This is a genomic window from Paraburkholderia sp. UCT70, from assembly GCF_050434085.1.
Classification (GTDB): Bacteria; Pseudomonadota; Gammaproteobacteria; order Burkholderiales; family Burkholderiaceae; genus Paraburkholderia; species Paraburkholderia tuberum.
The window spans coordinates 1,529,003-1,554,119 of the sequence record NZ_JBNPVZ010000004.1 but is presented as its reverse complement, the minus strand read 5'-3'; the positions used below and the strand labels follow the sequence as shown (position 1 = coordinate 1,554,119).

Sequence of the window (25,117 nt, the reverse complement as noted above, 5' to 3'; positions counted from 1 at the left end):
GCATTCCGTATCCGCTCACTTCTGATTCCGTCCGCTGCCATGCATGACAAGATCCTGATTCTCGACTTCGGTTCGCAAGTCACCCAACTGATTGCACGTCGCGTTCGCGAAGCCAACGTGTATTCGGAAATCCATCCGTACGACGTCGACGCGTCGTTCATCCGCGACTTCGCGCCGAAGGGCGTGATTCTGTCGGGCGGCCCGAGCTCGGTCACCGAGGAAGACACGCCGCGCGTGCCGCAAGCCGTGTTCGAACTCGGCGTGCCGGTGCTCGGCATCTGCTACGGCATGCAGGCGATGGCGCAGCAGCTCGGCGGCAAGGTCGACATCGGTCATCTGCGCGAATTCGGCTACGCCGAAGTGCGTGCGCGCAACCATACGAGCCTGCTCGAAGGCATCAGCGACTTCACCACGTCCGAAGGCCACGGCATGCTGAAGGTATGGATGAGCCACGGCGACAAGGTGCTGGAGATGCCGCCGGGTTTCGCGCTGATGGCATCGACGGAATCGTGCCCGATCGCCGCGATGGCCGACGAACAGCGCCGCTTCTACGGCCTGCAATGGCATCCGGAAGTCACGCACACGGTGCAGGGCCGCGCGATGCTCGAGCGCTTCGTGCTGCAGATCTGCGGCGCGAAGGCCGATTGGGAAATGGGCCACTACATCGACGAAGCCGTCGCGAAGATTCGCGAGCAGGTCGGTAACGAGCACGTCATTCTGGGCTTGTCGGGCGGCGTGGATTCGTCGGTGGCGGCGGCGCTGCTGCACCGCGCGATCGGCGATCAACTGACCTGCGTGTTCGTCGACCATGGCCTGCTGCGCCTGAACGAAGCCGAGCAGGTGATGGCGCTGTTCGCCGATCACCTTGGCGTGAAGGTGATTCACGTCGACGCGAGCGAAGCATTCCTCGGTAAGCTCGCCGGCGTGACCGATCCTGAAGCGAAGCGCAAGATCATCGGCGCGGAGTTCGTCGAAGTGTTCCAGGCCGAAGCCGGCAAGCTGACCGACGCGAAGTGGCTGGCACAAGGCACGATCTATCCGGACGTGATCGAATCGGCGGGCAAGGGCAAGAAGGCCGCGCAAACCATCAAGAGCCACCACAACGTCGGAGGTCTGCCGGAGACGCTGAACCTGAAGCTGCTCGAACCGCTGCGCGAGCTGTTCAAGGACGAAGTGCGCGAGCTTGGCGTGAAGCTCGGTCTGCCGCACTCGATGGTGTATCGCCATCCGTTCCCGGGTCCGGGTCTGGGCGTGCGGATCCTCGGCGAAGTGAAGCGCGATTTCGCGGACCTGCTGCGCCGCGCGGACGCGATTTTCATCGAGACGCTGCGCAACACGATCGACAAGGAAACCGGCAAGTCGTGGTACGACCTGACGAGCCAGGCGTTCGCGGTGTTCCTGCCGGTCAAGAGCGTCGGCGTGATGGGCGACGGGCGCACCTACGAGTACGTCGTCGCGTTGCGCGCGGTGCAGACGCTCGACTTCATGACCGCGCATTGGGCGCATCTGCCGCATGAACTGCTTGGGCATGTGTCGAACCGGATCATCAACGAAGTGCGCGGGATCAACCGGGTCGTCTACGACATCTCGGGGAAGCCGCCTGCGACGATCGAGTGGGAGTGATTTAGACTGCTCCCAAGTCGTTTCGGGAGGTCCGGTTTTTCCTGTTTTTCCGTTAAAAAACAGCGGATTATTGTCGGTCGTGATCCGCTGTGATCCGGACAGTGCCCGGAGGAAATGTCGGTATCGCTGACGGTATCGAGATTTCTCCCTCGGACGGCCTTGTCCGATACCGTCACATCGATCTGACGGTATTGGCTGACGGTATACGTTCGAGGTGTTCTTATGCTCACAGACATGCAGTTGCGAGCGCTGAAGCCGGCCAAGAAGATCTACAAGGTGGCCGATCAGCGGGTCTATATGCGGCAGTGACGCCGTCAGGCGCGGTGAGCTTCCGGTACGACTACCGGGTGAACGGTCGCCGGGAAACCCTGGTTGTCGGTCGGTACGATCCATCACTTTCTGCACGGAAGCCACGCAAGCCAGACGAGCTCGGATTCGGAATGGCTATCAGCCTCCCGGAAGCCCGGCTTCTGCGCGACCAGGCCTACGGAGCAATCCAACGTGGAGAAAGTCCTTCACGGGCGAAAGTCGAGAAACGGATCGAGGCGTCCGAGGCGCAGACGTTTGGTAAATGGGCGGAGAAGTACTTTGCGGAGACTGCTCTTGCCGATTCCACACGATCGATGCGCAAATCGGTGTACGAGCGTAATCTTGTGTCGGAATTTGGCCGGCTGAAGTTGGAAGAGATCACGCCCGCGCGACTGATGGCGCGCTGCGAGAAGATCAGGGAGAGGGGCGCCGCGGCCCCTGCCGTGCAGGCGCGCGACATCGTTCTGCAGGTCTACCGTTTCGTGCAGGCGCGAGGACTAAAGGTGGACAATCCTGCGGAGGCCATCCGCCCGTCTGCCATCGCTACGTTCAAGCCGCGTGATCGGACACTGACGCCGACCGAAATTCATGTGTTTTTCAGTGCACTGGAACGCACGCCGACGATGCCTACGCTGCGTCTCGCTATCAGGTTCATGCTGCTCACGCTGGTGCGCAAGTCCGAGTTCATCTTGGCAATGTGGACCGAGGTAGATTTCGACGCCGCAGTCTGGACAATTCCGAAGGAGCGGATGAAGGCCGGTCGCCCCCACAATGTCTATCTGAGCCAGGCCCTAGACATCCTGGTCGCATTCAAGACGTGCTTCGGAGCGAGTTCGTACGTGCATCCGGGCCGCTATGAGACCGCCTCCCCAATAAGCGCAGCGACGCTAACCGCGTTATTGACAGCACGGTCAAGCTGATGCGCGACGACGGGGCAGATTTTGATCCTTTCACGGTGCACGATCTGCGTCGGACGGCCAGCACGCTGCTGCGCGAAGCAGGGTTCAACACCGACTGGATCGAGAAATGCCTCGCTCACGAACAACGTGGCGTGCGCGCGGTCTACAACAAGGCCGAGTATGCAGAGCAGAGGAGGGAGATGCTCCAGGCGTGGGCAGATATGCTGGACGGCTGGATTGCTATGAATCCAAAGGTGAGCGTCCTGGCGTCGGCACAGCCAGTCAAGACTCGTGAGTGCAACTCTTGAGCTCGAACTTGTATGTGCTCAAGAATGTGCCCGTTTGCACCCTGATTGCCATGTTTGACGCTGGGAGGCAATAAACAAAACCCTTCCTGCCATGTTCGAACACACGAAACACTTGCGCAACTGGGACGCGTTCATACATACCGGGTCATGTCGGGGTTCAGCGCGCCCGCCAGCGCATTGATCGCATGCGGCTTTTCCTCTCCAGCGATGCCGTCGAGCAGCGTGCCCGTGCAGAACGCGAGCAGGTCGAGCAGGGTCGTGCCGGGGTCCTGCTGCATCAGCCACGGCAGCAGGTCGGCGCGTCTCGCGGGGAGCTCGGAAATCCAGCGTGCGCGCAGGTCTCGATGGCGTTCCACGCGGGGCTGGCGGGCAGGTCGTCTGCTGCACGTAGCAGGCTGTCGTGATTGTTCTCGCCGGAAAGCGCCAGGTATCCGCGCGTGGACGTATGCCCGTAGTGTTCGGGCAATGCCTGCGGGATCAATTGCCGGAGGATGGCAGCGAGCGCAACGGCGGGCTGTGCGACCAGTTCCGCGTGGACAGCGGCGGTACGGTGTGCGGTGAGCCGCTGACAGAGTTTCGCGCTGTGGACAGGCTTGACCTTCGGGGTCGGTGTGTCCGCTGCGTCCTGCGCTTCGGCTTCCGGCGTGCCGGGGACGGTCGCGCCTGCCGCATCGAGCGCGGCGCTGTTCTCGCGCCTCACGAGGCCGCGCTCGATGAGAAGTTCGCCTTGCGGGCCGACGATCACGAACGCACCGGCCTCGGCTATCTGATCCGTATCCCAAACCACGATGCGGCTTGCGAGCGCGACGAGCGCCGTATTGACGCGCCCGATTTCCTCAATGAGACGGTCGGCTTCCTCATAGGCATTTTCGTCGTCCTCCGACAACGCCTCGAGCTTTTCGGCCAGTTCGTCCTGCTGCGCGGTACGCGAAACCAATTCGCGCTGCTCGTCCTCCGCTTACGGACGCTGGACCGGACGCGGCCTGCCGTGGCGGTTCAGTTCGCTGCAACAGTTCCGAGTCCGCGATGTATCCCGCGTTCTGGTCGATGCCGGTGATGGGGCGGGTAGATATGGAACGCCCGGTGCGCGAGCGTCCGTGCAGGCCGCCCCTGGTCAGGTTTTCCTGCACCCGGTTAAAGACGGTCCAGAGGTCATCGCGCCGATCCTCGAAGCGACGCGGGGAAAGCAACTGGATTTCATTGATGGGGGCGGGTGCTTCGGCATCGGTCGAGTCGTAACGCAACACGAGTGCGGAGCGGGCGAACGCCTGCTGTTCGTCGCGGTCGAGCATCATGGCGCGCATGCCGTTCTTCTGCTCGCGGATCTGGTCGAAGCCGTCGAGCACGTCGAATGCGCCATTGATCACGTTCTGGATGACGTTGCCTTTGTGTGGTATGCGGATATCGGCGATATTCTCGCCCGCGACCATGCCGTTCTGGCAGACAAACCGGAATGTGTCCGCGAGCATCTGGTAGCTGCTGGTGCCATCGTGCGAGTTCAGCAGCACGATTTCGTCGGCTTCCTCGCCGGTGATCTGGTCAGCATGCCGAAGCCGGAGCATGTGTTTGGTGAATTCGCGCTTGCCCTCATCGCGCACGCGGGTCTGGCAGATCATGAACGGCTGAAAGCCTTCGTTGCGCAGGTCGCGTAGCACGTCGATGGTGGGAATGTAGGTGTAGCGTTCGGAGCGGCTTTCATGCTTGCCGTGCGCGAAGGGGGAAGGGGCTACGCGGCGGATCTGGTCGTCCGACAGAGGGGAATCGGCGCGCAGCATCGGGGCGCCGTAGTGGAAGGAAGAAGCGAGTTGCATGGCAATCTCCACAGTCAAGGTTTGGGACCTGAACCGGGCGAGGGGATGTGCCTCGCCGTCGCGGCTGGGCACGTTCCGGTGGAACTCGAGGTTGGCTTTGCTGCCGCCAGGCTCCCGGGTTCCCGCCCGTGCGACTTGAGGAGCCGATAGCGGGCAGGCGTCAAGGAAAGAGGCGAGGGAGGGGCGCGGGCAACACGGTCCCTCGCCGCTTGATGCCTGCCCGCTATCGGCTACGGTCGCGGGTCAAGGGCGGGAACCTGGGAGTCGGGTGCATGCCATGCCTCGCCAGAAAGCGACGGGATTGACTGCTGTGCTGGAGTTGATGACTGACAACTGGCGCCATCAGGTGATTAACGACCGTGCGCGGCGGCAGGCCAGGCTGCACTCCGAGTCCCCGGATTGATGGCAGTCATGCAGCCTACCGTTCCACGGCCGCGGCCCGGGCCTCTCACTGTGAAGTGCATCGGGACCTTGCCGGCATAAGGACGCGAGCAAGTTCTCGGCCATTGGCGACATTGGAGCGAACTGGGTTCTACGTCAGTAATACGGCGGACTGCTGACGTTGTCGGCATGAAGCAGAGGAGCGGCAGCTTTCCACATCAGCGAACTCACACTTTCGACCCATAAGCGTCATTCGAGTCCCACTTCGCAACGTCCGAAGTTGGACCGACAGGCGACCCTATGGAACTGATCAGCAACCCGTCACCATCAGGCGAGCCATCATCTATGCTGCGACACGGGAAACTACGGTTCTGTTGCAGTAAGGGGCCGGGTTAAAATTCGGCAGCAAAATGTTGAGCTGGCCGATGAAGAAGACAAAGATGCCGCAAACCACACTTGTCCCTGGCCTGGCCAAGATCCTGAAGCGCCTTCATTACCCGCTTGAAGTGATTTTGCTGTGCGTGCGATGGTACGTGGACAATTCGCTGAGTTCGCGCAATCTCGAGGAGATGATGATGAGGGCGAGTGGAAGATCCTCAATCACCATTCGCCGGCGATGCCGGAGTGACACGCCGTGGCGTGAAGGACGGTGACAGTGGCGTGCCTGGCGATCCATCGCCATGGCACCGGCGGACCGTGCGCGTAGTGCGGCGACCTTCTTGGAAGCTAATCGCTTTCGGCGACCATTCCATCTATCTGGGGTGCTTTCAGGATTCGGACTTTTCGTTCCGAATCCTGAAAGCACCTGTATACGCCCGTATATCCAAGCGACGCTAAACGCGGTGCCGGTATATCCCACCGTACAGGCGTTCCTGACTTTCGTGTGATAGCCCAATTCCGGTGGCGGCTGTAATGTAAGGCCATACCCGATGCAGTCGCGCTTTACGCCGCACTGGTCCCCGGTCTGACCCGCGCAGGTGGCATTGAGCCATATCGGGGTTCGTCAAAACATCGCGTCGTTTGTGTTCGCGGCAGCGCCGTCGCACCGGCGCAGACGAGATAATCTCATGAAACTTGCCCGTGTAACCCTGCTCGCCATTCTCTTTTCGCTTCAAGCTTGTGGGGGCGGCGGGGGCGATGGCAGCAGTGGAAACAGTAGCAGTAGCAGCTCCTCAGATACCGGCTTCTACGCGCCGAGCTACGGTGACGCGAGAAGCGACACCCGCTATGAGGCCGACCTGTCCAGCGTCACCCGTCAGGTGATCAGCTACCAGGACGTGGGAAAGGACCTTGTTTCCAACATCGGGGTCTCCGACTCGATGATCAAACTCTTCGGCGACTACAAGGTGCGGCTGACCCAGGCGAGCAAGAACAGTTGCCCGAGTGGCCTGGAAGGTTGTGACACGGCCGATTCGGACTCCTTGGGGGTGGGCCACAGTGCTCTTATCACGAATCTCGAATCCCTGAAGAGCGATATCAAAGATCAGAGCGAACGGGGCACGTGCGTAGCGTTCTCCCTGAACGCCGCAACGGAATTGCTGCTCTCGAGGCAGCAGAACAGTACCAAACTGTCGGAACAGAACACGTACTTCCAGGGAAAGCGACTGACCGACACCTGGAACAACGCCGGACTCGACCCGTACGACACCATCGCTGCATTCGTCGACAACAAGACCAAGTTCGTTCCGGAGAAATCCTGGCCATACAATGGCGATGACAAGTATTGCACCAACTACAACCGCAAGTATCCCAATGCCACCTGCTCGGCTACCGAGGCGCAGGGTGGTGGCAGCGATACCCGGCAGCAGGATTCTACCGCAGCGAGTTCCTCGGGATTTCGGACGACCACGGCGCACAAGCTCTATGCGTCCATTGGCCGGATCAAGCAAGCGCTGTATCGCGGCTACCCTGTGGTCATGGCCATCAACGCGAACTTCGATTTCCAGGTTGCGACGTACAAGGGCGGCGTCGTGTCGTGGGTCATCAAGGCGGACAACTGCGGGACCAGCCTGTGCGGTCACGAAATTCTAGTCGTCGGCTACAAGGACAGCGATCAGGTAGCGGGCGGCGGATATTTCATCATTAAGAACTCCTGGTCATCGGGCTGGGGCGACGGCGGGCTGGCCTACGTCACTTACGAATGGCTGCAACACAGCTTGCTGGACGCACAAGCGCTGGTTCGGATCGACAGCGCGGATTAGTAGAGCGAAACGGTATTGACAACTTACACTATCGGTCAGCTTGACCTTGCCCCTGTTTCGAGAATCCTCAGCTATTTCGGACTCAACCCCTGCGTCTATCAGACCGGTGCGCAACCCGCCAGGCACGGCCGTATCAGCAGGCGGGGACGCTCCTATGCGCGTGCGATGCTCGTTGAAGCCGCATGGTCGGCGGCGCAGTCAGCCGGACCGCTACGCGCATTCTTCCTGCGCATCCGGGATCGGCGCGGCCAGCAGATTGCCGCTGTCGCGACAGCACGCAAGATCGCCGTTATGGTGTGGTACGTCCTCACACGCAATGAGGCCTTCGCGTGGGACCGGCCGGCGCTGACCGCGCGCAAGAACCGCTCACTCGAACTGCAGGCCGGCATGCCTGCGCGCCGCGGCGGCGCGAAAGGCAGTGCAGCAGCCTACAATCTGAAGAGCGTGCGTGACCAGGAACGGGCGATGGCCGAGCAGGCCGAGCGGGCGTATCACCGGCTGTTCTCCCGCTGGAAACAGGCTCGGCCTGGCAACAAGGCCGCCTCAACGCAATGGCCGCCGAGGCAGACGTCATGAAGCTCAAAAAATATCGATCTTGAGGCTTGTCAATTTCATCCGTCGTGCGCAAATGCTGCCAGTGCTCGGCCGGGAAGTCGTAAAACGCCAGCAGGCTCTCCCGGTCCTTCTTCAACGTCTCTGTTGCCTTCGGATATTTCGCCGCGTAGACCGCCACGAAATGATCAAACGCGGTGTACGCGTCGGTGCGCGTGGCGGCCATCCAGATTGCCTGCAGAACTGCTTTGGCTTTGCCTTGCTGTGACTTCGGCAGCGCGTTCAGGACGTTGCCCATCTTGTGGAACCAGCAGCGCTGGCCGCGCGTGGCGGGAGACACCTCCTCCAGTGCGGTCCAGAAACCCATTGCGCCGTCGCCGACTGCGAGCAACGGACCGGCCTGCAGGCCACGCGATTTCAGATCGAGCAGCAGTTCCTGCCACGACGCCTTCGACTCGCGATACCCGTCGCCGATCGCCACACGCTCCTTGCGCCCATCCGGCCTCACGCCGATGATCACCAGCAGGCATTGACCCTCCGAGTTCTCGCTGCGCAGCCCGGTGTGAATGCCATCGACCCACCAGTACACGTAGCGCGACTTCGACAGATCACGTCGGCTCCAGTTGAAATGCTCATCGGCCCATTGCGCCTTCAGACGACTTACCACGTTCGCCGACAGACCTTTGGCGTCCTCGCCCAGCAGCACACTCAGCGCCTCGCTCATGTCGCCGGTCGAAATGCCTTTCAGATACAGCCACGGCAGCGCCGCACTCACGCGCGGCAATTTCCGCACATACGGCGGCACGATCGATGAATTGAACTTCACGCCTGAGCCTGAGCGATCGCGAACCTTCGGCACCTTCACCGGAATCGGACCGGCCGCTGTCAACACCTCGCGCTCCGGCAGATAGCCGTTGCGCACCACGGCACGCTGGCCGTGCAAGGTCTTGATGTTCTCGAATCGCTCCAGCAGCGCCGACAGCTCCGCTTCAATTGCTTGCTGGATCACCTGCCGCGCGCCCTGGCGCACGAGATCGTCCAGGCCAAGACCGACTTCCGATAGACCAACGACTTCTTTTTCCGTAAACTTGCTCATGGTGGATGGTTTGATGTTTGCTGGTTTCCGACTTCGACAATCAGATTCTCAGCTGAAACCTCCACCGCCTTCAATCCTCCGCCTCAACTCCCCCGTACACCACTTTCGACTTTTGCTCATTGGCAAACCAGCTCACAAATCGCTCCCGCGGGATCGCTTTAAGTACTACGATGCGTTCGGCGCTATCGACCGCATGAGTCTGCATCACGTTCTTCGCCAGATCCACGCCAACTCGAGTAATCCTGTTGATGACTTCCCCCTTCCCGGAAGGTTGTAACACCAGCCATGATGGCACCAGACGGTGTCGATCCTGCAATCGGGGAGGTCCTTACCAATTCGTTGAGGAACCCAACGTCGGCGCTGCAAAACGTTCGTCGAACAGGTCCTATCGGCCAACTCCCGCCATTCGACCTTAGGTGCAGGAAGACATTCGAATGTCGGTACCACCCAAAAAAACAGCCTCTCAGTCTGGGGAAGATCGGCGCCGCTTCTCGGCCTTATGCGAAAGGGTGAGCCGACCACGATGAGACGGAGGGCTGCCCGCACAAGAAAAGCCCGCAAGGGATCGCAGGCTGTGGGACAGTCATTCGCGGTTGCGGGCTGTACGAATGGCGCTGGTAACTATAGATCTCGTGGCGCGCACGCTCTTCATTTGGGGCTGACCGAGTCGCACGCACTCTGTACGACGCCGTCATACGCACGGCTCGAATGATCAGCGACGCGGTAACTCACCACCTTTTCATTGCGGATGAAAACTTCGGTAAGCAGGGTGCCAACATAGCCGTTGTAACTGCTACGGTTCTGATCGGGACTGGATTGCAGTGGCCCGGTCAGCCCCTAAAAGCCAGGAGGGCGCGGCAAGGGTAGGCCGGGTGGGGGGGGTGGCAGGGATGGCGGGGACGACAGGGACGGAGGGGACGGCGGGGACGGAGGGGACGGCGGGGACGGCAGGGACGGAGGGGAAGGAAGCTTTGGCAACCCACCTACGGGCGGCTTTAGCATACTGATAACGGATTTGAGCTTCTGGGCGATGGCCTCGGTGACCGCCTTTTTCGCTTCGTCCGCGAGCGCCTCGCACACGGCACGGATGATCTCGGGCGGAGCGGCGCCGTTTGTGGTCGCGCCGATATTGGCGAGATGCAGCGGAGCCAGCGGTACCGTAAGCGGGCCTCCGGGCAGGTGAATGTCAAGTGAGAGCGCGCCGCCCATGACGGTGAGGTTGCGGATGATGACCTTGCGCGCGTTGCTGCGGGCCTGGATGGCAGCCGGGGTGGCGGAATAGGCTTGGGCTTTGTTCTTGATGGTCTCCAGGTTGCTGGTGGCGGTGGGACTTTGCGCCTCGTAAGTAATCTGCGGTGCGATGACTGTGGCGGAATCAACAATGACAGGGCCGCCGCCGAGAAGTGAGCCGCTCTCCACATGCAAGGCGATACGGTCCACCACTACGGCGTAGGGCGAAGAGAAACCAGTGGGGTTGCCCACGGTAAGTCCATGAAGCGCGCCCACGCCGGTTAAGGGCGAGAATTCGACGCTACCCACGAGCACCTGCGTCTGGGTCGCAAGCGCGCCTTCCGTCTCGATGGCGGACTTGATGGATGGTTCGAACCGGGCGAGCAGGGTCCACAGCGCAATAGCGGCGACGGCGAGCAGGGTGGCAACGGCAAGTCCGAGGGTTTTTTGCATGGTGTTGGGTGATCCATGAAAGGCGATGGCCCGTCCAGACGCGCGGCCGTGTTAATCAGCAGTCGCCAATATTGACTACAGAAGTGGCTTGGAAATGGAAAAATGGGAAGGCGGTTTGAAGGGGCTTTGTTCGGACGGGCTACTCTGCAATGCTCCCATCCGAACAGCGCGGGGGCGGGGTGTTGAGTGCGCAGCGTAAGGGGGACTGAAGGGGCAAGCGGTTGAGCGCGAAGCTCGAGTCCGGCGATAGGTCGTTGCCGACTGATCTTGCCAGCCGCAACGACCTCAGCTTAGGACTGTTGAAAACAGGTCACTCTGCCTGAACCTTTTTCGGCTTAGGCGGCGATTGCACCTTCGCGTACTGGAACTCAGGCGTTGCCTTCAGGGCGTCCTTGGTGGCGCCCGGCAGATATAGATTGCCGCCGCGCACGTCGAGTGCGGCGATGGGCACCGCTACGTCATGCGTGGCGACGCCGAGGAAGCCGCCTGTAGCGACGATGGCCGCCGACACGGAGCCGTCCGGCGCCACGATCAGATCTTTGACCGCGCCGATTTTTTCGTTCTGGTCGTTGTAGACCGATTTGCCCAGCACGCTCTTCTTGACGCTCCATCCCTGCAAAAGCGCCTGGGACTGCTGGATAGTGACGCTCAGAGTCTGTGTGCCGGCGACCTGTGCGTGCGCATCGATACATGCTGCAAGTGCCACTGCTACCAATACTGCCTTGTGCAAAGCCATATCGTTCACTCCATGGTTAGATTCGGTTTCTGGCACGTTCTTCGGCCCCCGGGGGCGACGCCGGCCAATGTCCCTTCGCTACCGCGGGCAATGTCCCAATGCCAGTTCAAGGTTGGGACGGCGGGAGTCGCATAGGTTAGTGAAACACCGGCCCGGCGCGGCCGAGAGCCTGTATGCCAGATCGTTGGGCGCCAGTTTATCCACTTGCTGTCGGCTTACAAGCCCCTTGGCGCCAACTCATAGTTCCCGTTTTTGCAACCTTGCCGGCCTACCGTGCGACAGAACCAACGACGCTTAAGCAAGTCGAGCAGCCGACCCAGACCGTGTACCATCCATTGCTAGCGCAATGCGATCGTTGTCACAACTGGCTGCCAATGGACGAAGCCCGTGTGTCGGAACGCCGGCAAGTATTCGATGTGCCCCCGACAGCCTGTGATGGGATCGAGCACCTGTCCCCCGTCCGATTGACGATGAACTGCTACCTGTAGACCATGCCTGACGAACTTACGTGTATGACCGACGTAAGTTGGCGGATTCAACCGGTCGATGCAATAGTTCGATGGAATCGTTCAGCCGGTGTCTCGTAATCCAGGGTCTTTCGTGGTCGCTCGTTCAGCCGTCGTGCCACGGCGTTGAGTTTGGCCTGTGAGTAGACCGACAGGTCGATGCCTTTCGGAAAGTACTGTCTTAACAGGCCGTTGGTATTTTCATTCGAGCCGCGTTGCCAGGGGTGTTTGGGATCGCAGAAATACACGGCAATGTCGGTGGCAATGGTGAACCGTTTGTGGTCCGCCATCTCTGTTCCCCGATCCCACGTAAGCGGTTTCAGTCGAGCGTGAAGGAGCTGGCCGGGCGTGAGCGCGGTCGACTGCGCTTCGCGGCAACGCCGTCGATCGCGGCGGCGATCGTGCCGAAACTGCTCGCCGAATATCGCGCGCTGTACCCGAACATCGAGGTCTCGGTCGACGACGCCGCGCCCGATCGCCTGACCGCGTCGACGCTGACGGGCGACGTCGAGTTCGGCATCGGCACGATCAGCGAGCGCCCCGAGGGCATCACGCTGCAATGCCTCGCGCGCGACAACTTGTGCGCGGTCTGCCGCAAGGATCCGGCACTCGCGAAAAAGCGGCGTGTGAGCTGGAAGGATGCGCTGCAGTATCCGTGGATCGGCATCAAGTCGACGAGCGGCATCCGCGAGTTGATCGACGAAACGTTGTTCACGCTCGGCATGCGCAAGGCGGTCGAGTACGAAGTGTCCTATATGACGACCGGGCTTTCGATGGTGCAGGCCGGTCTCGGCATCGCGATTTTTGCGGGCATTCTGCTCGGGTCGTTTCCACATCGCGATCTGGTCGCGCGCAGGCTCGAAGCGCCGCTCGTCACACGCGACGTGAATCTGATCCGACGCGCCGAGCATTCGCTGTCGCCGGCGGCCGAGTCGTTTATCGAGCTTTGGTACAAACGCATCGGCAAGCCGGCCGGTCTGTAGCGCGTCGCAGTTGCACACGGCCTGTCGTACTGTATGAATATACAGTATCATGACCGCAATGGGCCGCTTGTGCGGCGGTGTGCGGATCGACGGAAAGAATCAGCGAAGGAACGAGGCGCGATGCCTGAACAACTGTGGTTGCCCGGGCTTGAGGCGCCGTCCCCGCCCACCGACGGGCTCTTTTTCGCGGTCTATCCCGATGCCAATACCGCGGCCGGTATCGCGAAGTTCGCGCAGCAGCTTTGTGTGGAGGCACGCGTGCGCAGCGGCGTGCGCGGCAAACCGCTCGCGGCGAACCGCTTGCACGTCACGCTCAGGCATCTCGGCAATTTCGCGGGCGGCTTGCCGGCGGATGTGGTCGAGGCGGCGAAACGGGCGGCCGCGGCAGTCAGCATGGCGCCGTTTACGGTCGAATTCGACGCGGTCGCCAGCTTCGCGAAAAGGCCGCGGCTCGGGCCGGCGGTGCTGGTGGGCGAGCATGGTGTGGACGGACTGCAGGCGCTTCACGATGCGCTCGAAGCGGGCTTGCGCGACGACGGCATCGAGCCCGACGCACGTTTTACGCCGCACGTGACGCTGGCGTACGGGATGCAGTGGATCGAGCGCCGTACGGCCGAGGCGGCGTGCTGGAATGTGCGCGAGTTTGCGCTGATGCACAGCCTGCTGGGACGGACCAGACATATCGTCCTCGCGCGTTGGCCGTTGGTGGCGCCGAGCTGAGGGAGGGGCGTAGGCCACCTCGGTAACGAATTCGCGGCTGTTTCGCGAGGCGCCGGCTAGAACCGCACGCTCGTCCCGCAGCCCCCGGCATAGGCGCCGCCGCTCGCCGCGGCGCCACCGCAAAAAACGCCGCAGCCGGAAAGCAGCACGGCCGCGGTAATCGCCGCCAGCGCGCTACGCACGCCGATCCGCCGAGACGCTTGCCGGCCCCCTCGCACTGGCTGCGCGGCGCAGATCGGACGCGGTTCCGCGATGGGAAGAGCACTGGGACGGCCGATCGGTTTGAATGGCATGGCGGCATCAAATTCGACGAGAGACAACCTCTGCGTGCCGCGACGGTTAAGCGCCGCGCGCATTGTGCGACTTGATGACTTACTCTAAGTCCACGCTGAAGCACCGTCAAATGCCGGGTTGCCGGCAAATCGGCGCCTTTATGCCGTCAAGTGAGCACGGAGCGCCCATGCGCTCCCTGATAGAATGCTCGGGCCGCAACGTTGTGGATTGCAGATGAAATTGCTTGATGCGCTTGTCGAACAGCGTATTGCCGCCGCCGCCGCGCGCGGAGAGTTCGACGACTTACCGGGAGCGGGCGCGCCGCTAGCCCTCGACGACGATGCGTTGGTGCCGGAAGAGGTGCGCGTCGCCAACCGGATTCTGAAAAATGCGGGCTTCGTGCCGCCCGCCGTCGAGCAGCTTCGCGCGTTGCGCGATCTGCAAACGGAGCTGAATGCCGTGAGCGATCAGGCGACCCGTTGCCGTCTTCAGGCGCGCATGCTCGCGCTCGATATGGCGCTCGAATCGCTGCGCGGCGGCCCGATGGTCCTGCCGCGCGAATATTGCCGCCGCATCGCGGAGCGTCTCTCTGAGCGCGTGGGCAATGTCGATGTAGCCGCCGCGGGTTCGCAGTGAACGAGCCGCTCCCGTGTGCCGCCTCGATCGGCTCTTCTGCGCAAGCCGAGGCCGGTGAGAAATCCGTTGGCGCTTGCATCGGCGCGGTCTTCGCACCGGCGGCTGATCACCCGATGGCCGCTGCCGCCATCCCTCCCGGAAATTCCGACGCTCCCATCATCTCCGAACGCGACCTGCGCTTCATGACGCTCGCTCAGGCCGCCGCCGAAGAAGCGCGCGCAGCCGGCGAAGTACCGGTCGGCGCGGTGCTCGTGCGCGGCGACGAAGTCATCGCCACGGGCTTCAATCATCCGATCGGCGCGCATGACCCGTCCGCGCACGCCGAAATGGTCGCGCTGCGCGCAGCCGCGCAGTCGCTCCAAAACTACCGTCTGCCGGGTTGCGAACTCTATGTGACGCTCGAGCCTTGCCTGATGTGCGCCGGCGCGATCATGCACGCGCGCATCGCCCGTGTCGTGTTCGGCGCGCGCGATCCAAAAACCGGCGCGTGCGGCAGCGTCGTCGATGCGTTCGCGAATCCTCGGTTGAACCATCACACGACGGTCAGCGGCGGCGTCCTCGAAGCCGAATGTGGTGCCGCGCTCAGGTCGTTTTTTGCCGAGCGGCGTCGGACGAGTCGCGCAGCCCGCGCGGCGGCGCGCGGCGAAACGGCTGAAGCGGCCGAAGCGGCCGTGGACACCGCCACACCCTCCAGCAGCGAACCGCCCCCAACCACGCCGCTCTAAAACAACAACGCCCAACGGGTTTCGCCATGACCGCATCTCGCACCATCGAACTGATTGCACCATCCGGCTATCCGCATGATCCGGAGGTGCTGCATCGCGCGCTGCATCGGCTGCGTGCGCAGGGGCATCGAGTCGACGGCGAGGAGGCCGCGAAGCGCCGCTTCCAGCGCTTCGCCGGCACCGACGGCGAGCGCGCGGCCGATCTGAACCGGCTCGCCGATCCATCGCGTGAGCTGCCCGATGTCGTGTTGGCCGTGCGCGGCGGCTACGGCGCGGTGCGGATTCTGCACGGTCTCGACTACGAGGGGCTGCAGCGGCGGCTCGCCGATCAGCCTATAGCGCTGGTCGGTCACAGCGACTTCACCGCGATCCAACTGGCGCTGCTCGCGCGCGCCGGCTTGAAGACCTTCGGCGGCCCGATGCTGATGAGTGATTTCGGCGCCGAGCAGGTCAGCGAATTCACGATGCGGCATTTCTGGTCGGCGTTGACGCAGCCGACCATCACGGTCGCGAGCGACACGCCGCAAGCGCAGAGCGTCGACGTAACGGGCACGCTGTGGGGCGGCAATCTGGCGGTGGTGGCGTCGCTTGTCGGCACGCCGTACATGCCGCCGGTGCAGGGCGGCATCCTGTTCGTCGAGGACGTCAACGAGCAGCCGTTCCGCATCGAGCGGATGATCTATCAACTGCATCTGTCCGGCATCCTCGCGCAACAGAAGGCGCTCGTGCTCGGTGATTTCTCGGGCGGCAAGCCGTACGACTACGACAACGGCTACGACCTGCACGCGATGGTCGAGCAAGTGCGCTCGCTGATCGGCATTCCTGTCGTGACGGGGCTGCAGTTCGGGCACGTTCATAACATGGTGACGCTGCCGGTCGGCGCGGACGCGCATCTGGTCGCTAATGCGCATGGCTTCAGGCTGACGGCGTCGGGCTATCCGAGTATTGGCTGAAGCCGTCGTGGGCGGGGCGGAGGCGGGCGGATCGCCCGCTTTTTTTGCGTCAGTAACGCAACTAACTGTCAGTATCTCCACACTCACCACCTCCCACACCCATCGCCAATGTTTGCAGTTTTTGTTGACAAAAACTGGTTGCCAATACTCGTCTTGGCATCATCAAAACCAGGTAAGATTCCCGCCAGACAGCCGCGCAGCTTGGGTCACAGCCTTCCGCTGACGCAGCGTAGCACGAAAACTGTCGAAAATAGACGAAAAAATTGTTGACAATATTTGCGTCCGTCCTATGATGACCAACATACCGAGACGCCAATCATGTCCGACACCGAATCCGTCGCGAACAGTTCGAAGCCCGAAGCAATCGCCGAGCGCATCCGCGCGGCGATCCTCGAGCACCGGCTGGCACCCGGCGCGAAGCTCACCGAAGCTCAGCTATGCGAAGTATTCGGTGTGAAGCGCGGCCCCATCCGCCAGGCGCTATTGCAGCTGGCGAGTGAGCGCCTTGTCGATCTCGAGCCGAATCGTGGCGCGTTCGTCGCGAGTCCGTCGTTGCAGGAGGTGCACGAGGTGTTCGAAATGCGCCGCATCATCGAGCTGGCCGTCGTCGAAAAGATCTGTAGCGGACACGGCATGCGGCGTCTGAGGAACATCGGCGGCATGATCGGCCGGGAACGCAAGGCATTCGAAACGCGGGATTTTCCGGCATGGATCCGCTTGTCGGGCGAGTTTCATACGGAGCTCGCGAACCTGACCGGCAACTCAGTGTTGTGCGATTGCCTGAACGGGCTGGTCGCGCGTTCCACGCTGATTTCCGCGCTGTACGAATCGCTCGGACGCAGCCCGTGCTCGTTCGAGGACCACGAAGCGATTCTCGCCGCGCTCGACGCCGGCGATGCGAAGCAGGCGGCCGCGCTGATGTCGCGCCATCTGCAAAGCGTCGAGTTGAAGATGCTGGATCGCCCCGCGCGCGGGGCAGCGGATCTGCATGAAGTATTCGGCGCGCTTGCGTCGAAAGAAGCATCCACCTAGACAGCCGAAGCCGACTCCACCCCAGGCTGAGGCAAGCAGCAGGCGAGCGCCCGTTCGTGGTGCGCGCCGCACTGAATTGAACTGAACCGATAGATGCACGGCCAGGCGGCCTCGCGTGAGCGCCGCCGGCCCGAACACGCACGTTCGTCGCGAGACGACGGACGTCGGGTAGCGACGCATCGCCGGAAAGCCGTGGCGGCTGGCGATGCGACAACCACAAGTACGTCAGTACGGAGACACGCGCGGCACGGTCCGGGACCACGACGCCGACTTCTTCGACCCACGCGGGACGAGAAGCGAGCAACTGGCATGGCCGATGCAATGTCCGTCGATGCTCTTTCGACGGTCCCTATCCAAAGGAGGAATCATGGCTCAGTTCAGTGCAGCGCCAGGCAGTCACCCCATCTCCAACTATCCGGACGGCACGGCTCAAACCGATCCGTCGATGCCGGCCGGCTACAGCGAGCGGCTCTACAACGAGGACCTCGCGCCGCTGCGCGCGCAGAACTGGAACGCGTACAACATCTTCGCGTTCTGGATGTCGGACGTGCATAGCGTGGGTGGCTATGTATTCGCGGGGAGTCTGTTCGCGCTCGGCCTGACGAGCTGGCAGGTGCTGGTGTCGCTGCTGATCGGCATCACGCTCGTGAACGTGCTGTGCAACCTGATCGCGAAGCCGAGCCAGCTGAACGGCGTGCCGTATCCGGTCGCGTGCCGCGCGACCTTCGGCGTGCTCGGCGCGAATGTCCCCGCAGTGATCCGCGGCCTGATCGCGGTCGCGTGGTACGGCATCCAGACCTATCTCGCGTCGAGCGCGCTAGTGATCGTCGTGCTGAAGTTCGTGCCGCAACTGCTGCCGTATGCGGATGTGCATCGGCATGGCCTGCTCGGTCTGTCGACGCTCGGCTGGGCGGGCTTCATGGTGCTGTGGGTACTGCAGGCGCTGGTGTTCTGGCACGGCATGGAGACCATCAAGAAGTTCATCGACTTCGCCGGGCCAGCCGTCTACGTCGTGATGTTCATTCTCGCCGGCTACATGGTGTATCGCGCGGGTTGGCGCAACATCGGCATCAACCTCGGCGGCGTCAAATATCACGGCATGGAAGTGGTACCGGTGATGATCACGGCAATCTCGCTGGTGGTGTCGTACTTCTCCGGACCGATGCTGAATTTCGGTGACTTCTCGCGCTACGGCAGGAGCTTTCGCAGCGTCAAGCGCGGCAACTTCTGGGGCCTGCCGGTCAACTTCCTCGCGTTCTCGCTCGTCACGGTGATCACGACCGCGGCCACGCTGCCGGTGTTCGGCGAACTGATTACGGACCCGGTCGAGACGGTGGGCCGCATCGACTATCCGATGGCCGTGATTCTCGGCGCGCTGACCTTCACGATCGCGACGATCGGCATCAACATCGTCGCGAACTTCGTGTCGCCGGCCTTCGACTTCTCGAACGTTGCACCGCGTCTGATCAGCTGGCGCGCGGGCGGCATGCTCGCGGCGGTCGCGTCGGTGTTCATCACGCCGTGGAACCTGTTCAACAATCCGGCCGTCATCCACTACACGCTCGACGTGCTCGGCAGTTTCATCGGACCTTTGTACGGCGTCCTGATCGTCGACTTCTACCTCGTGAAGCGTCAGAAGATCGTGCTCGACGATCTGTACACGGTCGCGCCGAGCGGCTCGTACTGGTATCGCAACGGCGTCAACTATCGCGCGGTGGCCGCGTTGCTGCCGGCCCGCGCTGATCGCGGTGATCTGCGTGATGGTGCCGGGGCTCGACGGTTGCGCGAATTTCTCGTGGTTCATCGGCGCCGGACTCGGCGCGCTGTTTTACCGGATGCTCGCACGCTGAGTTTCGCGGGCTTTCGCCGCTGCAATAACGAGTCGAACAGGAGTCGCCATGCGTATCAAACTGATCAATCCGAACACGACGCGCCGCATGACCGAGGCGATGGGGCGCTGCGCGCGCGACGTCGCCGCGCCCGGCACCGAAGTGATCGCCGTCAATCCGACGATGGGCCCGCCGTCGATCGAGGGCTATTACGACGAAGCGCTCGCCACGCCCGGTCTGCTCGCCGAAGTCGCGGCCGGCGAACTGGACGGCTGCGACGGCTACGTGATCGCGTGCTTCGGCGACCCCGGTCTCTATGCGGCCCGCGAGTTGGCGCGCGGCCCGGTGATCGGCATCGCCGAAGCGGCGATGCACGCGGCGAGCGTGCTCGCGCCGGGCTTTTCGGTCGTGACGACGCTCGCGCGCACCTGCGGCATGGCCTGGCATCTGGCCGAGCGCTACGGCATGAAGCGGTTCTGCCGCAACGTGCGTGCGACCGACGTCGCCGTGCTCGATCTCGACAAGCCGGGCTCGGCGGCGCGCCGCATCATCCTCGACGAATGCCGGCGCGCGCTCGCCGAGGACGGCTCGGACGCGATCGTGCTCGGCTGCGCGGGCATGGCCGAACTGTGCGCGGAGATCGAGGACGCGCTCGGCGCGCCGGTGATCGAAGGCGTGACGGCGGCCGTCAAATGGACTGAGGCGTTGGTGACGCTGCGTCTCGCGACGGCCAAGCGCGGCGACTACGCGCGGCCGCTCGCGAAGCGCTACGACGGCGCGCTCGCGTCGTTCAGCCCCGGTCCGCTGCGGGTAAACGCCGAGTCGGCGGACTCGCACATACACTCGCTGTAACACGCACTATCTGCCCGGCTGTATGGGCGCACCGGGGTGTTTTCGCTACACTGGGTCAACTCGGCGCTGCGGTTTGCGCAGCCGCTGAAGCCGCCTGTTGCGTGGCTACACGTGTGAACCCCGCACCGTTGTCGAGGGGTTTCGAACCGCGTTCACGCGCATTCCTGGTCCCGTCACTACGCATCCGTCAAACCATGCCACTCGACCCGAACTACCCGCGCGATCTGATCGGCTACGGCCGCCACCCGGTGCATCCGAACTGGCCGGGGCGAGCGCGCGTTGCGGTGCAATTCGTCCTCAATTACGAAGAGGGCGGCGAAAACTGCGTGCTGCACGGCGACCCCGCTTCCGAGCAGTTCCTGTCGGAGATCGTGGGCGCGGCGGCGTATCCGGCGCGGCACATGAGCATGGAGTCGATCTACGAATACGGCTCGCGCGCGGGCGTGTGGCGCATCCTGCGCGAATTCGAAAGGCGCGACCTGCCGCTGACGGTGTTCGGCGTCGGCATGGCGATCGAACGGCATCCGGAAGTTGCGCGGGCGTTCGTCGAACTCGGACATGAGATCGCGTGCCACGGCTATCGCTGGATTCACTATCAGGACATGTCGCCGGAGCAGGAAGCGCAGCACATGCGCCTCGGCATGGAGGCGATCGAGCGCGTGACCGGCGTGCGGCCGCTCGGCTGGTACACCGGCCGCGACAGTCCGAACACCCATCGGCTGGTCGCCGAATACGGCGGCTTCCTGTACGACTCCGATTACTACGGCGACGACCTGCCGTTCTGGATGGACGTCGAGGTGGCGGGCGGCAAGACCGTGCCGCAACTGATCGTGCCGTACACGCTCGACACCAACGACATGCGCTTCGCCACCCCGCAAGGCTTCAACACCGCGGACCACTTCTTCACCTACCTGCGCGACGCATTCGACGTGCTGTACGAAGAGGGCGACGAAGTGCCGAAGATGCTGTCGATCGGCATGCACTGCCGGCTGCTCGGGCGGCCGGGGCGTTTCCGGGCGCTGCAGCGCTTTCTCGACCACATCGAACAACACGATCGCGTGTGGGTGTCGCGGCGCGTCGATATCGCGCGGCACTGGCACGAAACTCATCCTTACCAGCAAGACAACCGCGAGGCTGCGGCATGAAGGCGATGCAATACACCCTGGACCAACTCAACAGGATCTCGACCGACGCGTTCGTCGCGGCGCTGTCGGGCGTCTTCGAGCACTCGCCGTGGGTCGCGGAGATCGCGGCGCGGGAGCGGCCGTTCGCGAGCATCGACGAGTTGCATCGCAGGATGTCGCAGATCGTCGAAACGTCTGGCGAGGACAAGCAACTCGCGCTGATGAACGCGCACCCGGAGCTGGCCGGCAAGGCCGCGGTGCGCGGCGAGCTGACCGCCGAGTCGACGCGCGAGCAAAGCGGCGCGGGTCTCGCGCAATGCACGCAGGAAGAGTTCGACAAGCTGCATGCGCTCAATCACGCGTATCGCGAGAAATTCGGTTTTCCGTTCATTCTCGCGGTGCGCGGCTACGACCGCCACGGCATCATCGCGGACTTCGAATCGCGCGTGAACAACAGCCGCGCCGACGAACTGCGCGCGAGCCTCGATCAGATCTATCGCATTGCACGTTTGCGGCTCGACGACCTGATCGGCGTGTGACGCGCACTGCGTCACGCAGCGAGCCGTAACGTTTTTCCCGCACCAATCGATCTCAAGGACGACAAAGATGGCACTTCCGATTCTCGACCCCAACGCACCGGAATTCACGCGCCGTTACGTGAACCTGGCGGACCCGCGTCTGGGCGCGCAGGCGCTCGAGGCCAGCGACGAATTCTTCGCGCCGAAGGACCGCATGCTGAATCCGGAACCGGCCGTCTTCATTCCGGGCAAGTACGACGACAACGGCAAGTGGATGGACGGCTGGGAAACGCGTCGCAAGCGCACGACCGGCTACGACTGGTGCATCGTCAAGCTCGCGCGGCCCGGCGTGATCAAGGGACTCGACCTCGACACGAGCCACTTCACCGGCAATTTCCCGCCGGCGGCGTCGGTCGAAGCGGCGCGCGTTGCGGATGGCGAGCCGAATCAGGCGACGCAATGGACGGAGATCGTGCCGTCGACCACGTTGCAGGGCAATAGCCACCACTACCTCGAAGTCGGCGACGCGAGCGCGTACACGCATCTGCGCGTGAACATCTATCCGGACGGCGGCATCGCGCGTCTGCGTGTTTACGGTCAGCCGCAGGTCGACTGGGCCGGCGCGAGCCGCACCGAGCAGTTCGATCTCGCGGCGATGGAAAACGGCGCGTATCTGGTCGGCGCGAACAACCAGCACTTCGGCGCGGCCTCGACGCTGCTGATGCCGGGTCGCGGCGTGAATATGGGCGACGGCTGGGAAACGCGTCGTCGTCGCGAGCCGGGTAACGACTGGGCGATCATCGCGCTCGCGCAGCCGGGCGTGATCCGCAAGATCGAAGTCGACACCGCGCACTTCAAGGGCAATTATCCGGATCGCTGCTCGATCCAGGCCGCGTACGTGAAGGGCGGGACCGACAGCTCGCTCGTCACGCAGGCGATGTTCTGGCCGGTGCTGCTCGGCGAACAGAAACTGCAGATGGACAAGCAGCATTTCTTCGAGAGCGAGATCGCGGCGCTCGGGCCCGTTACGCATGTGCGCTTCAACATCTATCCGGACGGCGGCGTGTCGCGTCTGCGTCTGTGGGGTACGCTCGAATGAAAACGCTCGCCATCGAACCGCTGACGATAGAGGCGTTCGCCGCATTCGGCGACGTGATCGAACTCGAAGGCGCGAAGCAGATTCCGATCAACCTCGGCACGACGATCCGCTATCACGACCTCGCGAAGGTCGACGTGGCCGACGAGCACGGCCGCACGCTCGTCAATCTGTTTCGTGGCCAGCCGCGCAAGCTGCCGTTCGAAGTGAAGATGCTCGAGCGTCATCCGCTTGGCAGCCAGGCGTTCGTGCCGCTCAACGACAAACCGTATCTGGTCGTCGTCGCGCCCGCGGGCGAACTCGACACGAAGAAGATCCGCGCGTTCGTCACCACTGGCTGGCAGGGCGTCAACTACGCGAAAGGCGTGTGGCACCATCCGCTGATCGCATTGGGCGAGACGAGCGACTTTATCGTCGTCGATCGTGGCGGCGAGGGGCTCAATCTGAGCGAGCAGGATCTGGCGGAGTCGCTGTGGCTCACGGAAGATGCGCTGAGCGCGGTGGCGGTTTGATGGCGATGCAGCTGCCGGGTCGCCGGCAGCGTTGTGGTTCGAAGAACAGGCCCGCGACGTGCGTTACGTCGTGGGCTTTTTTGCATGGATGGCGATCACTTGCGCCTGCCAAGCAGCGGCGAATGCCCAATGACTTCCCTGGACCGCTCGGGCGGCTCCGGCGCCGAAAATCCCGCTGCTTCGATGGCCGGCTTGAGCCCCCTGAATTGCAGGCTTTTCTTCGGCGAGCGCAGCGATGTCATGCCGTCGTCCCATGCATGCAGCATCTGCTTGGCGACCGCACGCCACTGCGGTTCGTTGCGCGCTGCTTCGATCAACTCGTGGCCGACGTCGACAGCGGAGTCGCACAGCGCTTCAACCATCTGCGCATATTGCCGCGGGGCGATGCTCATGCGCGTGTTGAAAAATCGTTCCAGCGTTTTACCCGCTGCCCAGGTTTTGCGGCCGTCGACAGGCAGCCCGGGCGGATTGGCTGCGAAGCGCGGATAAGCCTGGGTCGTCACGACATCGTAGACGGGCGTGAACGCGACATCGTCGACCGAGGTATAGAACAGTGCGACGTTCTTGGTGTGGCAGTCCGCATTGCGCACGACGTAGTTCGTCAGCAAATGCCAGCCGAGCTGCTGGAGTTGCATCCGCATGGTGTCGCGATCGAGCAGATACGCTCTTGCCGCGTTGAGCATTTTCTCGCTCGTCGAATTGTATTTTTCGTGCGGTGGCAAGCCGAGCAGACCGCACAAGTCTTCGACGCCATACGCCGGCAGTCCCTGCGCGTCGACATCGAAGCGCTCGACGACGAGCGCCCTGCCATCGTCTGACATCCGCGTGCGCGCAACGTGCGCCACCCCCAGCCGCTCCAGCACCCGCATCGAATGGAACTCGTTGAAACCGAGAAAGGGCGTGTTGTCGTCCGAACCTTTGACGATGTGACGGCTCGTTCGAATCGTCGGCTTACCGAGCTGCAACGGTGTCGATGCGGCAGACTGCGCCTCCGGCGCGATGAACTTCGGCACGACGCCCGAAATGGCCGCTCGCGCGTATTCACGTACGAGTTGCGCGAAATGTTCGGCGGTGTTGTCGCCGTGCAGGATGTGCTGGACGTCGAGCGCCTGGAGTTCGGTGCCCGGCGCCACGCCTTCGGGCGTCACGGTGACCCGGCCGATCCCCATCGAGCCCACGACGGCGAGCAGTGACAGATCGGTTCCGTCGAGCAAGGGCCCGAATTGCTCTCGGATCAGATTCAGCAGATAGCCTTCGGGCAGGTTCTGCCGGAAAAACGGATGCAGGTCGCGTGGCCAGCGCCAAGGCTCTTCGCGCACCGGCATCGTCAGGCTGACGAAGTCGGCCGCGCTCGCATCGCCGTGATATTTGAGGACATAGTCGTCGCGCTCGCGAAACAGCGTGGCAACGTTCTTGCCTAGCACCTGAACGTCGAGCTTCATGGCTGCGCGTCCGGGCTGCGCTGTTCAGCAAGGATGTCTTCCAGCGTGCGGCCATGTCCATGCGCGACGAACTTGAGGTCGTAACCGGCAACCTCGAGCAGGCGCACGAGCACGGACACGCTCATATCGTTCCTGGCGAGCGTTTCCATCCGCGCGACGGTCGTGCGGGCCACGCCCGCGCGGCGCCCAAGTTCTTCCTGCGATAGTTTGCTGTCGCGTCGCACGGCTTTCAGCATGTCCGAGACATCGGCGAGGGTGGTCATTTGTAGCCTCAGGGCGTCAAATTCAACGTATTTGGCATTTATTGTAGCCCAAGA

General features: G+C 62.8%; 20 protein-coding genes and 7 pseudogenes. 17 read left to right on the top strand and 10 right to left on the bottom strand.

The window, feature by feature from the left end; genetic code table 11:
* Window positions 1–39 precede the first annotated feature (39 nt).
* Window positions 40–1,623 carry a glutamine-hydrolyzing GMP synthase gene (gene guaA / locus OKW41_RS32730; protein WP_013089680.1) on the top strand — a complete coding sequence of 528 codons (1,584 nt, stop codon included), beginning with the start codon at window positions 40–42 and terminating at the stop codon, window positions 1,621–1,623.
* Window positions 1,624–1,845: 222 nt separating this feature from the next.
* Window positions 1,846–3,139, top strand: a pseudogene (locus tag OKW41_RS32725) (tyrosine-type recombinase/integrase).
* 131 nt (window positions 3,140–3,270) lie between these two features.
* On the opposite strand, the gene OKW41_RS32720 reads toward OKW41_RS32725, so the two are convergent.
* The 3 genes and pseudogenes from OKW41_RS32720 to OKW41_RS32710 all read right to left on the bottom strand — a co-directional run.
* Window positions 3,271–3,417 carry a hypothetical protein gene (locus OKW41_RS32720; protein ID WP_429575210.1) on the bottom strand — a complete coding sequence of 49 codons (147 nt, stop codon included), beginning with the start codon at window positions 3,415–3,417 and terminating at the stop codon, window positions 3,271–3,273.
* Entirely contained in the window at window positions 3,417–4,076 is a 660-nt protein-coding gene (locus tag OKW41_RS32715) for a hypothetical protein (RefSeq protein WP_429575209.1), read from the bottom strand. Before OKW41_RS32715 ends, OKW41_RS32720 begins: the two co-directional genes overlap by 1 nt.
* Before the next feature lie 100 nt (window positions 4,077–4,176).
* A pseudogene (locus OKW41_RS32710) lies at window positions 4,177–4,950 on the bottom strand (DUF932 domain-containing protein); the annotation flags it as partial.
* Window positions 4,951–5,756: 806 nt separating this feature from the next.
* Between OKW41_RS32710 and OKW41_RS32705 the strand changes: the two are divergent.
* The 3 genes and pseudogenes from OKW41_RS32705 to OKW41_RS32695 form a co-directional block, all read left to right on the top strand.
* Window positions 5,757–5,906, top strand: a pseudogene (locus tag OKW41_RS32705) (IS6 family transposase); the annotation flags it as partial.
* A gap of 492 nt (window positions 5,907–6,398) precedes the next feature.
* Window positions 6,399–7,532 (top strand): C1 family peptidase, encoded by a 1,134-nt coding sequence (locus OKW41_RS32700; protein ID WP_429575208.1) that lies wholly within the window; start codon window positions 6,399–6,401, stop codon window positions 7,530–7,532.
* A gap of 60 nt (window positions 7,533–7,592) precedes the next feature.
* Window positions 7,593–8,108 (top strand): annotated as a pseudogene (locus tag OKW41_RS32695) (transposase); the annotation flags it as partial.
* Window positions 8,109–8,136: 28 nt separating this feature from the next.
* On the opposite strand, the pseudogene OKW41_RS32690 reads toward OKW41_RS32695, so the two are convergent.
* The 5 genes and pseudogenes from OKW41_RS32690 to OKW41_RS32670 form a co-directional block, all read right to left on the bottom strand.
* Window positions 8,137–9,180: pseudogene (locus tag OKW41_RS32690) on the bottom strand (IS256 family transposase); the annotation flags it as partial.
* Window positions 9,181–9,250: 70 nt separating this feature from the next.
* A complete protein-coding gene (locus OKW41_RS32685; protein ID WP_429575207.1) occupies window positions 9,251–9,406 on the bottom strand; it encodes a hypothetical protein in 156 nt (51 codons plus the stop codon).
* A gap of 611 nt (window positions 9,407–10,017) precedes the next feature.
* On the bottom strand, window positions 10,018–10,863 hold the full coding sequence (locus tag OKW41_RS32680) for a hypothetical protein (protein ID WP_429575206.1): 846 nt from the start codon (window positions 10,861–10,863) through the stop codon (window positions 10,018–10,020).
* 310 nt (window positions 10,864–11,173) lie between these two features.
* The gene (locus tag OKW41_RS32675) at window positions 11,174–11,599 is read right to left on the bottom strand and encodes a PRC-barrel domain-containing protein (protein ID WP_429450257.1); all 426 of its coding nucleotides are present in this window, start codon (window positions 11,597–11,599) and stop codon (window positions 11,174–11,176) included.
* A 535-nt stretch (window positions 11,600–12,134) separates the two neighbouring features.
* Window positions 12,135–12,425, bottom strand: a pseudogene (locus OKW41_RS32670) (IS30 family transposase); the annotation flags it as partial.
* Window positions 12,426–12,434: 9 nt separating this feature from the next.
* Here OKW41_RS32670 and OKW41_RS32665 point away from each other — a divergent pair.
* The 12 genes and pseudogenes from OKW41_RS32665 to OKW41_RS32610 all read left to right on the top strand — a co-directional run bounded on the left by OKW41_RS32665 (window position 12,435) and on the right by OKW41_RS32610 (window position 23,358).
* Entirely contained in the window at window positions 12,435–13,088 is a 654-nt protein-coding gene (locus OKW41_RS32665) for a LysR substrate-binding domain-containing protein (protein WP_429575205.1), read from the top strand.
* A gap of 120 nt (window positions 13,089–13,208) precedes the next feature.
* On the top strand, window positions 13,209–13,808 hold the full coding sequence (locus OKW41_RS32660) for a 2'-5' RNA ligase family protein (protein WP_429575204.1): 600 nt from the start codon (window positions 13,209–13,211) through the stop codon (window positions 13,806–13,808).
* 507 nt (window positions 13,809–14,315) lie between these two features.
* Entirely contained in the window at window positions 14,316–14,717 is a 402-nt protein-coding gene (locus OKW41_RS32655; protein WP_429575203.1) for a DnaJ family domain-containing protein, read from the top strand.
* Window positions 14,714–15,442, top strand: coding sequence for a tRNA adenosine(34) deaminase TadA (tadA, locus tag OKW41_RS32650; protein WP_429575202.1), 729 nt, complete (start codon window positions 14,714–14,716; stop codon window positions 15,440–15,442). The genes OKW41_RS32655 and tadA overlap by 4 nt, the downstream gene beginning before the upstream one ends.
* A 26-nt stretch (window positions 15,443–15,468) precedes the next feature.
* A complete protein-coding gene (gene ldcA / locus OKW41_RS32645) occupies window positions 15,469–16,395 on the top strand; it encodes a muramoyltetrapeptide carboxypeptidase (protein WP_429575201.1) in 927 nt (308 codons plus the stop codon).
* Between the two features lie 318 nt (window positions 16,396–16,713).
* On the top strand, window positions 16,714–17,427 hold the full coding sequence (locus tag OKW41_RS32640) for a GntR family transcriptional regulator (RefSeq protein ID WP_429575200.1): 714 nt from the start codon (window positions 16,714–16,716) through the stop codon (window positions 17,425–17,427).
* Window positions 17,428–17,794: 367 nt separating this feature from the next.
* Window positions 17,795–19,277 (top strand): annotated as a pseudogene (locus OKW41_RS32635) (NCS1 family nucleobase:cation symporter-1).
* Window positions 19,278–19,325: 48 nt separating this feature from the next.
* Window positions 19,326–20,108: an aspartate/glutamate racemase family protein gene (locus OKW41_RS32630; RefSeq protein WP_187618415.1), complete on the top strand. Its 783-nt coding sequence runs from the start codon at window positions 19,326–19,328 to the stop codon at window positions 20,106–20,108.
* A gap of 194 nt (window positions 20,109–20,302) precedes the next feature.
* The gene (gene puuE, locus OKW41_RS32625; protein ID WP_429293195.1) at window positions 20,303–21,253 is read left to right on the top strand and encodes an allantoinase PuuE; all 951 of its coding nucleotides are present in this window, start codon (window positions 20,303–20,305) and stop codon (window positions 21,251–21,253) included.
* Window positions 21,250–21,771 (top strand): 2-oxo-4-hydroxy-4-carboxy-5-ureidoimidazoline decarboxylase, encoded by a 522-nt coding sequence (gene uraD / locus OKW41_RS32620; protein ID WP_429575199.1) that lies wholly within the window; start codon window positions 21,250–21,252, stop codon window positions 21,769–21,771. The genes puuE and uraD overlap by 4 nt, the downstream gene beginning before the upstream one ends.
* Window positions 21,772–21,838: 67 nt before the next feature.
* The gene (alc, locus tag OKW41_RS32615) at window positions 21,839–22,849 is read left to right on the top strand and encodes an allantoicase (protein WP_184056821.1); all 1,011 of its coding nucleotides are present in this window, start codon (window positions 21,839–21,841) and stop codon (window positions 22,847–22,849) included.
* Window positions 22,846–23,358 carry an ureidoglycolate lyase gene (locus OKW41_RS32610; protein ID WP_429575198.1) on the top strand — a complete coding sequence of 171 codons (513 nt, stop codon included), beginning with the start codon at window positions 22,846–22,848 and terminating at the stop codon, window positions 23,356–23,358. The genes alc and OKW41_RS32610 overlap by 4 nt, the downstream gene beginning before the upstream one ends.
* Before the next feature lie 95 nt (window positions 23,359–23,453).
* Here the strand turns inward: OKW41_RS32610 and OKW41_RS32605 are convergent, their stop codons facing one another.
* Complete coding sequence (locus tag OKW41_RS32605) at window positions 23,454–24,800, bottom strand: type II toxin-antitoxin system HipA family toxin (RefSeq protein ID WP_429575197.1); 1,347 nt, start codon at window positions 24,798–24,800, stop codon at window positions 23,454–23,456.
* Window positions 24,797–25,063 (bottom strand): helix-turn-helix domain-containing protein, encoded by a 267-nt coding sequence (locus tag OKW41_RS32600; protein ID WP_090800516.1) that lies wholly within the window; start codon window positions 25,061–25,063, stop codon window positions 24,797–24,799. The genes OKW41_RS32605 and OKW41_RS32600 overlap by 4 nt, the downstream gene beginning before the upstream one ends.
* Window positions 25,064–25,117: the final 54 nt, after the last annotated feature.